The 15,464-nt window shown below is 64.9% G+C and carries 16 protein-coding genes; all 16 read left to right on the top strand.

Translation table 11 applies throughout. The features are described from left to right. Window positions 1–9: 9 nt before the first annotated feature. On the top strand, window positions 10–621 hold the full coding sequence (nuoE, locus tag AC629_RS14245) for an NADH-quinone oxidoreductase subunit NuoE (protein WP_084805354.1): 612 nt from the start codon (window positions 10–12) through the stop codon (window positions 619–621). After that, window positions 621–827, top strand: a complete 207-nt coding sequence (locus AC629_RS14240; protein WP_084805353.1) for a hypothetical protein — start codon at window positions 621–623, stop codon at window positions 825–827. Before nuoE ends, AC629_RS14240 begins: the two co-directional genes overlap by 1 nt. A gap of 15 nt (window positions 828–842) precedes the next feature. Then, window positions 843–2,168 (top strand): NADH-quinone oxidoreductase subunit NuoF, encoded by a 1,326-nt coding sequence (gene nuoF / locus AC629_RS14235; protein ID WP_074122216.1) that lies wholly within the window; start codon window positions 843–845, stop codon window positions 2,166–2,168. A gap of 5 nt (window positions 2,169–2,173) precedes the next feature. Further along, on the top strand, window positions 2,174–4,249 hold the full coding sequence (nuoG, locus tag AC629_RS14230; protein ID WP_084805352.1) for an NADH-quinone oxidoreductase subunit NuoG: 2,076 nt from the start codon (window positions 2,174–2,176) through the stop codon (window positions 4,247–4,249). 10 nt (window positions 4,250–4,259) lie between these two features. Next, window positions 4,260–5,327, top strand: coding sequence for an NADH-quinone oxidoreductase subunit NuoH (gene nuoH / locus AC629_RS14225; protein ID WP_143199127.1), 1,068 nt, complete (start codon window positions 4,260–4,262; stop codon window positions 5,325–5,327). 14 nt (window positions 5,328–5,341) lie between these two features. Next, window positions 5,342–5,830 (top strand): NADH-quinone oxidoreductase subunit NuoI, encoded by a 489-nt coding sequence (gene nuoI, locus AC629_RS14220; protein ID WP_027529879.1) that lies wholly within the window; start codon window positions 5,342–5,344, stop codon window positions 5,828–5,830. A 9-nt stretch (window positions 5,831–5,839) separates the two neighbouring features. Beyond that, window positions 5,840–6,478: an NADH-quinone oxidoreductase subunit J gene (locus AC629_RS14215; protein WP_084805350.1), complete on the top strand. Its 639-nt coding sequence runs from the start codon at window positions 5,840–5,842 to the stop codon at window positions 6,476–6,478. Beyond that, window positions 6,475–6,783: an NADH-quinone oxidoreductase subunit NuoK gene (gene nuoK, locus AC629_RS14210; RefSeq protein ID WP_074122220.1), complete on the top strand. Its 309-nt coding sequence runs from the start codon at window positions 6,475–6,477 to the stop codon at window positions 6,781–6,783. The genes AC629_RS14215 and nuoK overlap by 4 nt, the downstream gene beginning before the upstream one ends. An 8-nt stretch (window positions 6,784–6,791) precedes the next feature. Further along, window positions 6,792–8,861: an NADH-quinone oxidoreductase subunit L gene (nuoL, locus tag AC629_RS14205; protein WP_084805349.1), complete on the top strand. Its 2,070-nt coding sequence runs from the start codon at window positions 6,792–6,794 to the stop codon at window positions 8,859–8,861. Further along, entirely contained in the window at window positions 8,862–10,370 is a 1,509-nt protein-coding gene (locus AC629_RS14200) for an NADH-quinone oxidoreductase subunit M (protein ID WP_084805348.1), read from the top strand. 22 nt (window positions 10,371–10,392) lie between these two features. Further along, window positions 10,393–11,829 (top strand): NADH-quinone oxidoreductase subunit NuoN, encoded by a 1,437-nt coding sequence (gene nuoN, locus AC629_RS14195; RefSeq protein WP_084805347.1) that lies wholly within the window; start codon window positions 10,393–10,395, stop codon window positions 11,827–11,829. A gap of 1 nt (window position 11,830) precedes the next feature. After that, complete coding sequence (locus AC629_RS14190; RefSeq protein ID WP_084805346.1) at window positions 11,831–12,637, top strand: biotin--[acetyl-CoA-carboxylase] ligase; 807 nt, start codon at window positions 11,831–11,833, stop codon at window positions 12,635–12,637. Continuing rightward, window positions 12,637–14,307, top strand: a complete 1,671-nt coding sequence (locus tag AC629_RS14185; protein WP_084805345.1) for a ribonuclease J — start codon at window positions 12,637–12,639, stop codon at window positions 14,305–14,307. The genes AC629_RS14190 and AC629_RS14185 overlap by 1 nt, the downstream gene beginning before the upstream one ends. A gap of 69 nt (window positions 14,308–14,376) precedes the next feature. Then, a complete protein-coding gene (mce, locus tag AC629_RS14180) occupies window positions 14,377–14,781 on the top strand; it encodes a methylmalonyl-CoA epimerase (protein ID WP_084805344.1) in 405 nt (134 codons plus the stop codon). 9 nt (window positions 14,782–14,790) lie between these two features. Next, on the top strand, window positions 14,791–15,066 hold the full coding sequence (locus AC629_RS14175; RefSeq protein ID WP_084805343.1) for a DUF1467 family protein: 276 nt from the start codon (window positions 14,791–14,793) through the stop codon (window positions 15,064–15,066). A gap of 48 nt (window positions 15,067–15,114) precedes the next feature. Beyond that, window positions 15,115–15,462 carry a hypothetical protein gene (locus AC629_RS14170; RefSeq protein ID WP_084805342.1) on the top strand — a complete coding sequence of 116 codons (348 nt, stop codon included), beginning with the start codon at window positions 15,115–15,117 and terminating at the stop codon, window positions 15,460–15,462. Window positions 15,463–15,464 lie beyond the last annotated feature (2 nt).

Raw genomic sequence — 15,464 nt, 5'->3', positions numbered from 1 at the left:
AGATAAGAGATGTCCGTCCGCCGATTAGCACCGAAGGAAGTCCAGCCCGCGAGCTTTGCGTTCACGGAGGAGAACCTCGCGTTCGCCAGGCAGCAGATCGCGAAATACCCGGCCGAACGCCAGGCCTCCGCGGTCATCGCCATCCTCTGGCGGGCGCAGGAACAGCACGACGGCTGGGTCTCGGAAGCCGCGATCCGCGTCATCGCCGACATGCTCGACATGCCCTATATCCGCGTGCTTGAGGTCGCGACCTTCTACACGATGTTCCAGCTCGCACCCGTGGGCAAGAAGGCCCACGTCCAGGTCTGCGGCACCACGCCGTGCCGCCTGCGCGGCGCCGAGGATCTGATCCACGTTTGCGAGCACCGGATCCATCACGAGCCCTTCCATCTCTCCAAGGACGGCAACTTCAGCTGGGAAGAGGTGGAGTGCCTGGGCGCCTGCGTGAACGCGCCGATGGTGCTGATCGGCAAGGACACCTATGAGGACCTGACCAAGGAAAGCTTTGGCAAGGTGCTCGACGGCTTTGCCTCCGGCAATCCGCCCAAGCCCGGTCCGCAGAACGGCCGCCAGTTCTCGGCGCCGATCACCGGACCGACCACGCTGAAGGAGAGCACCTGATGCGTGGGCTCTCGACGCCGACGACAGAGAGGGGCGGCGCCATGAAGAAATGGGGCTTCGTTGCCATGCACGCCGCCGTGGCGGCGGCTTTCATCTTCCTGCTGCAGCGCTTCTCGCTGAACGCGTCGCTGGAATCCAGTCTGCTCTGGGCGCTGACCTTTGGTGTCTGCGCCGCCGGGCTTGCCTACAAGCAGGCCAACCGTTGATCGGAAAGCACTGAAATGCTCGAGGACAAGGACCGCATCTTCAAGAACCTCTACGGCCTCCACGATTGGGGGCTCGAGGGCGCGCGGCGCCGCGGCGCCTGGGATGGCACCAAGGCCATCATCGACAAGGGCCGCGACTGGATCATCAACGAGATGAAGGCCTCGGGCCTTCGTGGCCGTGGTGGCGCAGGCTTCCCGACCGGTCTCAAGTGGTCGTTCATGCCGAAGGAATCGACCGACGGCCGGCCGAGCTATCTCGTCGTCAATGCCGACGAGTCCGAGCCCGGCACCTGCAAGGATCGCGAGATCATGCGGCATGATCCGCATCTCCTGATCGAGGGCTGCCTGATCGCGAGCTGCGCGATGAACGCGCACACTTGCTACATCTATGTCCGCGGCGAGTTCATCCGCGAGCGCGAGCATCTCCAGGCCGCGATCGACCAGGCCTATGAGGCCAAGCTGGTCGGCAAGGACAACGTCAACGGCTGGCCGTTCGACATCTATGTCGCGCACGGCGCCGGCGCCTATATCTGCGGCGAGGAAACCGCGCTGCTCGAAAGCCTCGAGGGCAAGAAGGGCCAGCCGCGTCTGAAGCCGCCGTTCCCGGCGAACGTCGGCCTGTTCGGTTGCCCGACCACCGTCAACAACGTCGAGTCCATCGCCGTTGCGCCCGACATCCTGCGTCGTGGCGCGGCCTGGTTCGCCGGCATCGGCCGTCCGAACAATGTCGGTACGAAACTCTTCTGCATCTCCGGTCATGTCGAGCGGCCCTGCAACGTCGAAGAGGCCATGGGCATTCCGTTCCGTGAGCTGATCGAGAAGCATTGCGGCGGCATCCGTGGCGGCTGGGACAATCTGAAGGCCGTGATCCCCGGCGGCTCGTCGGTGCGCATGGTGCCGGCCGAGCAGATCATCGACACGCCGATGGATTTCGACAGCCTGAGCAAGCTGCGCTCGGGTCTCGGCACCGCGGCCGTGATCGTGATGGACAAGTCGACCGACCTGATCCGCGCGATCGCCCGCATCTCTTATTTCTACAAGCACGAGAGCTGCGGCCAGTGCACGCCGTGCCGCGAGGGCACGGGCTGGATGTGGCGGGTGATGACCCGCATGGCCGAGGGCCGCGCCCACAAGCGCGAGATCGACATGCTGCTCGAAGTCACCAAGCAGATCGAGGGCCACACCATCTGCGCGCTCGGCGACGCAGCCGCCTGGCCGATCCAGGGCCTGATCGCGCACTTCCGTCATGAGATCGAAGCGCGCATCGACCAGTATTCGCACAAGGCCGACATCGACGATGCCGGTGTCCGCGATCCCGTGAACATGGTCGCGGCGGAGTAGGAAGAATGACCAAGCTCATCATCGACGGCAAAGAGATCGATGTCCCGCCGGAGTACACGCTGCTGCAGGCGTGCGAAGCCGCGGGCGCCGAGATTCCGCGCTTCTGCTATCACGAGCGCCTGTCGATCGCCGGCAATTGCCGGATGTGCCTCGTCGAGGTGAAGGGCGGCCCGAAGCCGGTCGCGAGCTGCGCCTGGGGCGTGCGCGACTGCCGTCCGGGCCCCAAGGGCGAGCCGCCGGAAATCTCCACCCGTTCGCCGATGGTGAAGAAGGCACGCGAAGGCGTGATGGAGTTCCTGCTCATCAACCATCCGCTGGACTGCCCGATCTGCGACCAGGGCGGCGAGTGCGATCTGCAGGACCAGGCGATGGGCTATGGTGTCGACACCAGCCGCTTCGCCGAGAACAAGCGCGCGGTTGAGGACAAGTATCTCGGCGCGCTGGTCAAGACCTCGATGAACCGCTGTATCCAGTGCACGCGCTGCGTCCGCTTCTCGGCGGAAGTCGCGGGCGCCCCCGAGATGGGCGCGACCGGCCGCGGCGAGGACATGGAGATCACGACCTATCTCGAGCACGCGCTGACGTCGGAATTGCAGGGCAATCTCGTCGATATCTGCCCGGTCGGTGCGCTGACCTCGAAGCCCTATGCTTTCGCGGCGCGCCCCTGGGAGCTCGGCAAGACCCAGTCCATCGACGTGATGGACGGCATCGGCTCGGCGATCCGCGTCGACACCCGCGGCCGCGAGGTGATGCGCGTGCTGCCGCGCATCAACGAGGCCGTGAACGAGGAGTGGATCTCCGACAAGACCCGCCACATCGTCGATGGCCTGCGCACCCAGCGCCTCGACCGCCCCTATATCCGCGAGGCCGGCAAGCTGCGTGCGGCGAGCTGGACGGAAGCTTTTGCGGCGATCGCTGCGAAGGCGGCGCGCACCGACGGCAAGCGCATCGGCGCGATCGCCGGCGACCTCGCCGGCGTCGAGGAGATGTTCGCGCTGAAGGATCTCCTGGCGAAATACGGCTCGACCAATCTGGCGGTGCAGGGCGGCGACGCCTTCGATCCCGCGCTCGGCCGCGGCTGCTACATCTTCAATCCGACGCTCGTCGGCGTCGAGCAGGCCGACGCGCTGCTCATCATCGGCGCCAATCCGCGCAAGGAGGCGGCCGTGTTCAACGCCCGCATCCGCAAGCGCTGGCGCGCCGGCGGCTTCAAGGTCGGCGTGATCGGCGCCAAGGCCGATCTGACCTACGACTATGACCATCTCGGCGCGGGCACCGAGACGCTCGGCGAGCTCGCGGCCGGCAAGCACTCCTTCATGGACGTGCTCAAGAACGCCAAGCACCCGATCATCCTGGTCGGCGCGGGCGCGGCCTCGCGCCACGACGGCGCCGCCATTCTCGCGGCCGCCGCCAAGCTCGCGCTCGATGTCGGCGCGGTGAAGGACGGCTGGAATGGTTTTGCCGTGCTGCACGAGACCGCTTCGCGCGTCGGTGCGCTCGATATCGGCTTTACGGCCGGTCAGGGTGGCCTGAACGCGGCGCAGATGACGACGTTCGGCACGCTGGACCTGCTGTTCCTGCTCGGCGCCGACGAGATCAAGGCGCCGGACGGCACCTTCGTCGTTTATATCGGCACCCATGGTGACCGCGGCGCGCACCGCGCCGACGTAATCCTGCCGGCGGCGGCCTACACCGAGAAGTCCGCGATCTACGTCAACACCGAAGGCCGCGCGCAGATGACCGGACGCGCCGCGTTCCCGCCGGGCGAAGCCCGCGAGGACTGGGCGATCGTTCGTGCGCTGTCGGAGGCGCTCGGCAAGAAGCTCGGCTACGACTCGCTCGCGGCCCTGCGCCAGGCGATCTTCAAGGCCGTGCCGCATCTGATCCGTCTCGACCAGATCGAGGCCGGCTCGGCCGACCAGATCAAGAAGCTGGCGGGGAAGGGCGGCACGCCGGAGAAGGCGCCATTCAAGCCGCTGGTCGAGGACTTCTACCTGACCAACCCAATCGCGCGTGCGTCCGCCGTGATGGCGGAATGCTCGCGGCTTGCCTCCGGGCAGATGCTGACCGCAGCGGAGTGAGCGTGATCTGATGGAATTCTTCGAAAGCGCATTCTGGACCGGTTTCCTCTGGCCGCTGATCATCATGGTCGCGGAGAGCGTCTTGGTGCTCGTCGTCCTCCTGGTCGCGATCGCCTACATCCTGCTCGCCGACCGCAAGATCTGGGCGGCGGTGCAGATCCGCCGCGGTCCGAACGTGGTCGGCCCATGGGGCCTGCTGCAGTCCTTCGCGGACCTGCTGAAGTTCGTGCTGAAGGAACCGATCATTCCGTCCGGCTCCAACAAGGGCGTGTTCCTGCTCGCGCCGCTGGTGTCGTGCGTGCTCGCACTCGCCGCCTGGGCGGTGATCCCGACCAATCTCGGCTGGGTGATCTCCGACATCAATGTCGGCATCCTCTTCATCTTCGCGATCTCGTCGCTGTCGATCTACGGCATCATCATGGCCGGCTGGTCGTCGAACTCGAAGTATCCGTTCCTGGCCGCGCTGCGCTCGGCGGCGCAGATGGTGTCCTACGAGGTCTCGATCGGCTTCGTCATCATCACGGTGCTGCTCTGCGCCGGCACGCTGAACCTCACGGCCGTGGTCGAGGCCCAGCATGCACGCGGCCTTGCCAGCCTGATCGGGCTGCCGCAGCTCACCATCCTGAACTGGTATGTGTGGCCGCTGTTCCCGATGTTCGTCGTCTTCTACGTCTCGGCGCTGGCGGAAACCAACCGTCCGCCCTTCGACCTCGTCGAAGCGGAATCCGAGCTCGTCGCCGGCTTCATGGTCGAATACGGCTCGACGCCGTACCTGCTGTTCATGCTCGGCGAGTATGTTGCGATCGTCACGATGTGCGCGATGGCGACGATCCTGTTCCTCGGAGGCTGGCTGCCGCCGGTCGATCTGCCGCCCTTCAACTGGGTGCCGGGGATCATCTGGTTCTCGCTGAAGCTGTTCTTCATGTTCTTCCTGTTCGCGATGGCGAAGGCGATCGTGCCGCGCTACCGCTACGATCAACTGATGCGCCTCGGCTGGAAGGTGTTCCTGCCGCTGTCGCTGGCGATGGTGATCGTGGTGGCCGGCGTGCTGCATTTCGCCGGCATCGCGCCGAAGTGAGGGCCGTCATGGGTATCAACATCAACGCCACTGCACGCTCGCTTCTGCTGTCGGAATTCGTCTCGGCGTTCTTTCTCGCCATGCGCTATTTCTTCCAGCCGAAGCCGACGCTGAACTATCCGTTCGAGAAGGGGCCGATCTCACCGCGCTTCCGCGGCGAGCACGCGCTGCGCCGCTATCCGAACGGCGAAGAGCGCTGCATCGCCTGCAAGCTGTGCGAGGCGATCTGCCCGGCGCAGGCCATCACCATCGAGGCCGGCCCGCGCCGCAACGACGGCACCCGCCGCACCGTGCGTTACGACATCGACATGGTGAAGTGCATCTATTGCGGCCTCTGCCAGGAGGCCTGTCCGGTCGACGCCATCGTCGAAGGTCCGAACTTCGAGTTCGCGACCGAGACCCGCGAGGAACTGTTCTATGACAAGGCCAAGCTGCTCGCCAACGGCGACCGCTGGGAACGCGAGATCGCGAAAGCGATCGAGCTCGACGCGCCGTACCGGTGAGGTGAGGGCATGATCCTTCCCGCGCTTTTCTTCTATCTGTTCGCCGGCGTCTGTGTCGCCTCGGCGGTGATGGTGATTGTCTCGCGCAATCCCGTGCACTCCGTGCTGTACCTGATCCTGGCCTTCGTCAACGCCTCCGGCCTGTTCGTGCTGATGGGCGCCGAATTCCTGGCGATGATCCTGATCGTCGTCTATGTCGGCGCGGTCGCGGTGCTGTTCCTGTTCGTGATCATGATGCTTGACGTCGACTTCCTCGAGTTGCGCGAGGGCTTCATCGAGTACCTGCCGGTCGGCCTCGTGATAGGGGGCATCTTCCTGTTCGAGCTGCTGCTCACCGTCGGCTTCTGGGTCATCAACCCCGGCGTCGCCAAGACCATCACAGCGGCGATCCCGACCAATGTCAGCAACACCGAGGCGCTCGGGCTCGTGCTCTATACGAAGTACATCCACTACTTCCAGCTCGCCGGCATGGTGCTGCTGGTCGCCATGATCGGCGCCATCGTGCTGACGCTGCGGCACAAGGCGAACGTGAAGCGGCAGGACATCAACGTTCAGAACGCGCGCACGCCCGAAATGGCGATGGCGATGCGCAAGGTGGCGTCGGGGCAGGGGCTTTCGGATGCCGATGCGGCGGAGTGGGTGAAATGACGATCGGGATCGGACACTATCTTGCCGTCGGCGCGATCCTGTTTACGCTCGGGATTCTCGGTATTTTCCTGAACCGCAAGAACATCATCGTCATCCTGATGTCGATCGAGTTGATCCTGCTCTCGGTCAACATCAACCTCGTGGCGTTCTCGACCTTCCTCGGCGACATCGTCGGTCAGGTCTTCGCGCTGCTGGTGCTGACCGTTGCGGCCGCAGAAGCCGCGATCGGTCTCGCCATCCTGGTGGTCTATTTCCGCAACCGCGGCTCGATCGCGGTTGAGGACGTCAATCTGATGAAGGGCTGAGCTCAGTCATGGTTCAGGCAATTGTCTTTCTGCCTCTGCTGGGCGCCATTCTCGCCGGCCTGATCGCGATCGTCGGCGCACACGGCCGCAACCCCTCGGGCGACACGGTCGAGCATCACGACGATCACGGTCACGGCGATGCTCACGCCTCGGCCGCCCATGGTCACGACGATCACGCTCATGACGACCACGGCCACGGCCCGGTCGAGCCGCCGGCGGCTGGCTCGCGCGGCGCCGAGCTCATCACCACCGGGCTCCTGTTCGTGTCGGCGGCGCTGTCCTGGATGACGCTGGTCGATGTCGGCTTCATGCATCACGACGCCCGGATCCAGGTCCTGCCCTGGATATTCTCCGGCGACCTCCAGGTCTGGTGGGCGCTGCGGGTCGACACGCTCACCGCCGTGATGCTGGTTGTCGTGACGACCGTGTCCTCGCTCGTGCACCTCTATTCCATCGGTTACATGGACGAGGACCCGTACCGGCCGCGTTTCTTCGGCTATCTCTCTTTGTTCACCTTCGCCATGCTGATGCTGGTGACTGCGGACAATCTGGTGCAGCTGTTCTTCGGCTGGGAAGGCGTGGGTCTGGCCAGCTACCTGCTGATCGGATTCTGGTACCAGAAGCCGTCGGCGAACGCGGCGGCGATCAAGGCTTTCGTGGTCAACCGTGTCGGCGACTTCGGCTTTTCGCTTGGCATCTTCGCGGTCTTCGCACTCGTCGGCTCGACCGATTTCGAGACGATCTTCCACGCCGCGCCCGGCCTCACCGGCAAGACCATCAACTTCCTCGGCTGGCACGCCGACGCGCTGACCCTGACCTGCCTCCTGCTGTTCATGGGCGCGATGGGCAAGTCGGCGCAGTTCCTGCTGCACACCTGGTTGCCGGACGCGATGGAAGGCCCGACCCCGGTCTCCGCGCTGATCCACGCCGCGACCATGGTGACCGCGGGCGTCTTCATGGTGGCGCGCCTGTCGCCGCTGTTCGAACTCGCCCCGACCGCCCAGGCCGTCGTGATGTTCTTCGGCGCCACCACCGCGTTCTTCGCCGCGACCGTCGGCCTCGTCCAGAACGACATCAAGCGCATCGTCGCGTACTCGACCTGTTCGCAGCTCGGCTACATGTTCGTGGCGATGGGAGCGGGGGCCTATTCGGTCGGCATCTTCCACCTGTTCACGCACGCCTTCTTCAAGGCACTCTTGTTCTTGGGCTCCGGCTCGGTGATCTACGCGATGCACCACGAGCAGGACATCCGCAACATGGGCGGCCTCTGGCGCAAGATCCCCTACACCTACGCGGTGATGGTGGTCGGCACGCTGGCGCTGACCGGCTTCCCGCTGACCGCCGGCTATTTCTCCAAGGACGCAATCATCGAGTCCGCCTACGCCTCGCACAATCCGTTCGCGGTGTACGGCTTCCTGATGACGATCGTCGCTGCCTGCCTGACCTCGTTCTACTCCTGGCGCCTGATCTTCAAGACCTTCCACGGCGAGCCGCATGACGAGCATCACTACGAGGCCGCGCATGAAGCGCCGCTCTGGATGCTGATCCCGATCGGCGTGCTCGCGGTCGGCTCGATCGTCGCGGGCTTCCCGTTCAAGGAGCTGTTCGCCGGTCACGGCATCGAGGAGTTCTTCCGCGAGTCCGTGAAGATGAACCCGCACATCATCGAGGAGATGCACCACATCCCCGAGACCATCGCCTTCCTGCCGACGGTGATGATGGTGCTGGGCTTCCTCGTGTCGTACCTGTTCTACATCAGCCGGCCTTACCTGCCGGTCGAGCTCGCGAAAACGCAGCCGATGCTGTACCAGTTCCTGCTCAACAAGTGGTACTTCGACGAGCTCTACGACGTCATCTTCGTCCGTCCGACGAAGTGGATCGGCTACCAGCTCTGGAAGAAGGGCGACGGCGTCATCATCGACGGCCTCGGGCCCGACGGCGTTTCCGCGCGCGTGCTGGACGTCACCCGCCGTGTCGTGAAGATCCAGACCGGCTATCTCTATCACTATGCATTCGCCATGCTGATCGGTGCCGCCGGTCTGATCACCTGGTTCATGTTCGGCTTTGGAGGCCAGTAAATGACAACCTGGCCCATCCTTTCGGTCACGACGTTCCTTCCGCTGGTCGGCGCGCTGATCGTCTATCTCAGCCGCGGCGAAGACGAGGCGGCCAAGCGCAATTCGCGCTGGATCGCGCTCTGGACCACGCTGATCACCTTCGCGGTGTCGGCGATCCTGGTGCTGCGCTTCGATCCGTCGAACGCTGACTTCCAGTTCGTCGAGAAGGCGAACTGGCTCGCGACTGGCATCACCTACCACATGGGTGTGGACGGCATCTCGCTGCCCTTCGTGATCCTGACCACGGCTCTCATGCCGTTCTGCATCATCGCGAGCTGGACCGCGATCACGAACCGGGTGCGCGAATACATGATGGCGTTTCTGATCCTGGAAACGCTGATGATCGGCACTTTCTCGGCGCTCGATCTCCTGCTGTTCTACCTGTTCTTCGAAGGCGGCCTGATCCCGATGTTCCTGATCATCGGCGTCTGGGGCGGTCCGCGGCGGGTCTACGCGTCGTTCAAGTTCTTCCTCTACACGCTGCTCGGCTCGGTCCTGATGCTGCTCGCCATCATGGCGCTGTACTGGAACGGCGGCACCACCGACATCCCGACCCTGATGCACACCGCCGTGCCGCGGTCGTTGCAGACCTGGGCCTGGCTCGCCTTCTTCGCCTCCTTCGCGGTGAAGATGCCGATGTGGCCGGTGCACACCTGGCTGCCCGACGCGCACGTCGAGGCGCCGACGGCGGGCTCGGTGATCCTCGCCGCGATCCTGCTGAAGATGGGCGGCTACGGCTTCCTGCGCTTCTCGCTGCCGATGTTCCCGCTCGCCTCGCATGACTTCGCGCCGCTGATCTTCACGCTCTCGACTATCGCCATCATCTACACCTCGCTGGTGGCGCTGATGCAGGAGGACATGAAGAAGCTGATCGCGTACTCCTCGGTCGCGCATATGGGCTTCGTCACCATGGGCATCTTCGCCGGCACCATGCAGGGCGTCGCCGGCGGCGTGTTCCAGATGATCTCGCACGGCATCGTCTCCGGCGCGCTGTTCCTCTGCGTCGGCGTCGTCTACGACCGCATGCACACCCGCGAGATCGCGGCCTATGGCGGCCTCGTCAACCGGATGCCGCTCTACGCGCTGACCTTCATGGTCTTCACCATGGCCAATGTCGGTCTGCCCGGCACGAGCGGTTTCGTCGGTGAGTTCATGACGCTGATCGGCACCTTCAAGGTCTCGATCCCGACCGCGTTCTTCGCCACCTTCGGCGTGATCCTGTCGGCCTGCTATGCGCTCTGGCTCTACCGCAAGGTCGTGTTCGGGGCGTTGGTCAAGCCGTCGCTGATGAGCATCAAGGATCTCACCCTGCGGGAGTGCGTGACGCTGTTCCCGCTGATCGCGCTGACGATCCTGTTCGGCATCTATCCGAAGCCTGTGCTCGACATGTCGGCCGCCTCGGTCCAGCAACTCGTCAACAATTACAACACCGCTGTGACGGCCGTGAAGGCCGCCGCACTGCTCCAGTGATCGGGCAGGTCAGGATATCGCCATGAGCTTTGAGACTGCAGGTTATCAACTGGCGCCGGTGCTGCCCGAGATCGTGCTCGCGATCGGCGCCATGGCGCTCTTGATGCTGGGGGCCTACCGCGGGCAGGGGACCACAAGGACGATCACGTCGCTTTCCGTCGTGCTCCTGATCGTGGTCGGCGCGCTCGTGTACATGCAGCCCGCGGGCAAGCAGGTGACCTTCGGCGGCAGCTACATCGTCGACGATTTTGCGCGCTTCATGAAGATCCTGGCCCTGATCGGCTCGGCGGTGACGCTGGTCCTGTCGACCGAGTTCCTGTCCGACCCCTCGCGGCGCATCTTCGAATACGCGATCCTGGTGCTGCTCTCGACGCTCGGCATGATGGTGCTGATCTCGGCCGGCGACCTGATCTCGCTCTATCTCGGCCTCGAATTGATGTCGCTCGCGCTCTATGTCGTGGCGGCCTCGAACCGCGACAACACCAAGTCGACCGAAGCCGGCCTGAAGTACTTCGTGCTCGGCGCGCTGTCGTCGGGCATGCTGCTCTACGGCGCCTCGCTGATCTATGGCTTCACCGGGACGGTCAGCTTCGCCGGCATCGCCTCGGCCGTGACGGTCTCGAATGTCGGCCTGGTGTTCGGACTCGTCTTCCTGCTCGCCGGCCTCTGCTTCAAGGTCTCGGCCGTGCCGTTCCACATGTGGACGCCGGACGTGTATGAGGGCGCTCCGACCCCGGTGACCACCTTCTTCGCCTCGGCGCCGAAGGTAGCCGCGCTCGCAGTCTTCACCCGCGTCACGCTCACCGCATTCCCGGGCGTCGTCTCGCAGTGGCAGCAGATCCTGGTGTTCGTGTCGATCGCCTCGATGGCGCTCGGCTCCTTCGCCGCGATCGGTCAGACCAACATCAAGCGCCTGATGGCCTATTCCTCGATCGGCCACATGGGCTTCGCCCTGGTCGGCCTTGCCTCGGGCACGGTCGAGGGCGCGCAGGGCGTGCTGATGTACATCGTGATCTATGTCGCGATGACGCTCGGTTCGTTCTCGGTCATCCTCGCCATGAAGCGCAACGGCCAGGCCGTGGAGCAGATCAGCGATTTCGCCGGCCTGTCCCGGACCAATCCGCTGCTCGCCTTCATGTTCGCGATGCTGCTGTTCTCGCTCGCCGGCATCCCGCCGCTCGCCGGCTTCTTCGCCAAGTGGTACGTGTTCGTCGCCGCCATCAAGGCCAACCTGTTCACGCTTGCCGTCATCGGCGTGCTGACCAGCGTGGTGGGCGCCTACTACTACCTCGCCATCGTCAAGACGATGTACTTCGACGAGCCGGCCGGCAAGGTTGACCCGGTGCGTTTCGAGGTGCGGACGGTGCTGGCGGTCGCGGGCCTGTTCAACATCCTGTTTGCATTGATCGCGGGCCCGGTGGTGAGCGTCGCCTCCGCCGCGGCAAAGTCGCTGTTCTAGGATGGCGTTCGCGCTCGGTCCTCGCGCATCGTCCGCGGGCTATCGGCTCGCGGCTTTCGAGCGGACCGGCTCGACCAATACCGACGCGATCGAACACGCCAGGCGCGGCGAACGCGGCCCGATGTGGTTCGTCACATCGGAGCAGACTGCCGGCCGCGGCCGCCGCCAGCGTGCCTGGATCGCGCCGCGCGGCAATCTGGCGGCCAGCATCCTCGAGGTCCTGGACGTCGCCCCCGCCGTCGCCGCGACGCTTGGCTTTGCGGCCGGCCTCGCGGAGGAGGCGGCGCTGGAGAAGGTCAGCCTGGAAGCCGCGCTGCGCCTTGGCCCGGACCGCCCCCGCTACGCCCTGAAATGGCCGAACGACGTGCTCGCCGGAGGCAAGAAGCTCGTCGGCATCGCCCTCGAGGCTGAAGTTGTCGGCGACCGCCTCGCCGTCGTTGCCGGCATGGGGACCAACGTCGTGGCAGCGCCGGAAGGCACCCCGACGCCTGCGGTGTCGCTCGCAGCGCTCGGCGTCCAGATCAGCGCCGAGGAACTGTTCCTGGCATTGTCCGACGCCTGGGTCGAATTCCGCGGCATCTGGGACAATGGCCGCGGCTTTGCCGAGATCCGCAAGCTGTGGCTGGAGCGCGCCGCCGGCCTCGGCGAGCGGGTCGCAATCAACATGGGAACGATGACGCTGGAAGGCATTTTTGACACCATCGACGACACCGGCTGCCTGATCGTCCGCACCGCGGAGGGCCGGCGTGTGCCCGTGGCCGCGGGCGAGGTGTTCTTTGGCTCGGCCGCCTCCGTGGGAGCTGCCTGATGGCGAGGCCCGACGAACTGGTGTTTGCGCCGCTCGGCGGCGTCGGCGAGATCGGCATGAACCTGTCGGTCTACGGCCTCGGCAACCGCCACCAGCGCGCCTGGCTCGCGGTCGACCTCGGTGTCTCCTTCGGCGACGAGGAGCATCTGCCGGGCATCGACCTGATCATGCCCGACATCAGCTTCCTGGAAAAGGAACGCAAGAACTTGATGGGGCTGGTGCTGACCCACGCCCATGAGGACCATTTCGGCGCCATCATCGACCTCTGGCCGAAGCTGAAATGCCCGATCTATGCGACCCGGTTCAGCGCCGCATTATTCGAGGCCAAATGTGCCGCCGAGCGTAATGCGCCTGATATCCCGGTCACGGTGGTCCCGTCCGGCGGCCGCGTTGATGTCGGCCCGTTCAACGTCGAGTTCATTCCCGTCGCGCATTCGATCCCGGAAGCGCACGCGCTCGCTATCCACACCGAGGCCGGCACGGTGCTGCACACCGGCGACTGGAAGATCGACCCAACCCCGCCCCTGGGGAGCCCGACCGACGAGAAGCGGCTGCGCGAACTGGGCGAGGAGGGGCTGCTCGCGTTGATTGGCGATTCCACCAACGCCGTGCGCGACGGTCGCTCGCCGTCGGAAGCGGAGGTTGCCAGGACCATCATCGACCTGGTCAAATCAGCCAAGGGCCGCGTCGCGGTGACGACCTTCGCCTCCAACGTCGCCCGCATCAAGGCCGTGGCCGATGCCGCCAAGGCCGCCGACCGCGAGGTCGTCGTGGTCGGCCGCGCCATGGAGCGTGTGGTGCAGGTCGCGCGCGAGACCGGCTATCTCGACGGCGTCCAGAATTTCCGCTCGCCCGAGGTCTACGGCCATCTTCCGCAGGACAAGGTGCTGGCGCTGTGCACCGGCAGCCAGGGCGAGCCCCGCGCCGCGCTGGCGCGCATCGCCAATGACGACCATCCTGAGATCACGCTCAACCGCGGCGACAGCGTGATCTTCTCCTCGCGGACCATTCCCGGCAACGAGAAGTCCGTCGGCTCGATCATCAACAATCTGGTCCTGCAGGGTGTCGAGGTCATCACCGACCGCGACCATCTGGTCCACGTCTCCGGCCATCCCCGCCGCGACGAGTTGCGCGACCTGATCGCCTGGACAAAGCCGCAGCTCCTGATCCCGGTGCATGGCGAGGCCCTGCATCTGCACGAGCACGCCAAGCTCGCGCGCGCCGCCGGCGTGCCGCGCGTGCTGGTCTGCCGCAATGGCGACCTCGTCAAGCTCGGCCCCGGCGATCCCGGAATCGTCGGCGAGATACCTTCGGGCCGGCTCTACAAGGACGGCACGATTTTGGAGGACTCCAAGTCCCGCGCCGTGGTCGAGCGGCGGCGGATGGCTTTCTCCGGCTGCGCCTTCGTCGCCATCGCCATGACGGCGCAGGGCGAGCTTGCAGACGATCCCGAGGTCGATCTCGTCGGCGTCCCCGAGAAGAACAAAGCGGGCGAGACCTTCGACGACCTCGTTTTCGACGCCGTGATGTCCACGATCGAGGGGCTGCCAAAGGCACGCCGCCGCGATCCGGATGCCTTGGGCGAGTCGGTGCGACGCGCCGTCCGGGCCGTGATCAATGAACATTGGGGCAAGAGGCCCCCCTGTCTGGTACACGTGCTGACAGTCTGAGTGTTAAAGTATGGTCTCTTCGGAAAGCCGCTTCACGCGTTTCCGGATCATGCTCTGAGGGAGAGAAACATGCTGGGCCGGCTCAACCATGTCGCGATCGCGACCAAGGACGCGATCAAGGCCGCCAAGATCTACGGCGCGGCCTTCGGAGCGCAGATCTCGGAGGCCATCGCGCTGCCCGAGCATGGGGTGACCACCGTGTTCGTGACGCTGCCCAACACCAAGATCGAATTCATCGAGCCCTATGGCGCGGGATCGCCGATCGCGAAATTCCTCGAGCGCAATGCCGACGGCGGCATCCACCACGTCTGCTACGAAGTCGTCGACATCATCGCCTCACGCGACACACTGGTGAAGGAGGGCGCGCGGGTGCTTGGCGACGGCGTGCCGAAGATCGGCGCCCACGGCAAGCCGGTTCTGTTCCTGCACCCGAAGGATTTCTCCGGGGCGCTTGTCGAGATCGAGCAGGCGTAAGGCCGCCCCATGGCCGTCCAGATATCAACCGCGCTCGCGATCTACTTCGTCATCTGGTGGGTGGCGCTGTTCCTGACGCTGCCGTTCGGCGTGCGCAGCCAGCATGAGGACGGCGTGGGAGCGCCTGGCACCGACCCCGGCGCGCCGATCCTGACGCGGATGGGCCGCAAGCTGATCTGGACCACGATCATCTCGGCGATCATCTTCGGGATCGGCATGGCCGCCTATCAGGCCGGCTATCTCTCGATCGAACGCTTGTCGAAACTGATGGGAATGCCATTCTAGGAGTTCTTGCTACAACTTTTCGGTTGGGTCGTTGTTCGGGGGGAACGAATGACTTTTCAAAGGATCGTCGTTGCGCTTCTGGTGCTGATCGTGGCCGGTCTCGGTGCCATCGGCTATGTCGAATGGCGGACGGCCGTGCAGGTGCGGACGCTGAAGGCGTTCGTCGAGGGCTATGTCTTCAACGATGCAGTCGCGGCTTGCGAGCGGGCGCAGAGCTCGACGCCGTTCAAGTGGAACGGGGGCAAGAGCACCTCGGTCATCGGCCTGAACTCTGTCAAGCTCGACAAATACACGGTCAGCGCCAGCTACACGCTGGTGGCGGACAGCGTCTATTGTGATTACGATCCCATCAAAAGAAAGGCCGAGATCGGCTCGAGCTTCCTGGAGCGGGAGTAACG

Origin of the sequence: Bradyrhizobium sp. NAS80.1 (assembly GCF_001908205.1) — a bacterium.
Taxonomy (GTDB): domain Bacteria; phylum Pseudomonadota; class Alphaproteobacteria; order Rhizobiales; family Xanthobacteraceae; genus Bradyrhizobium.
This window is presented reverse-complemented; position numbering and strand designations above follow the sequence as displayed.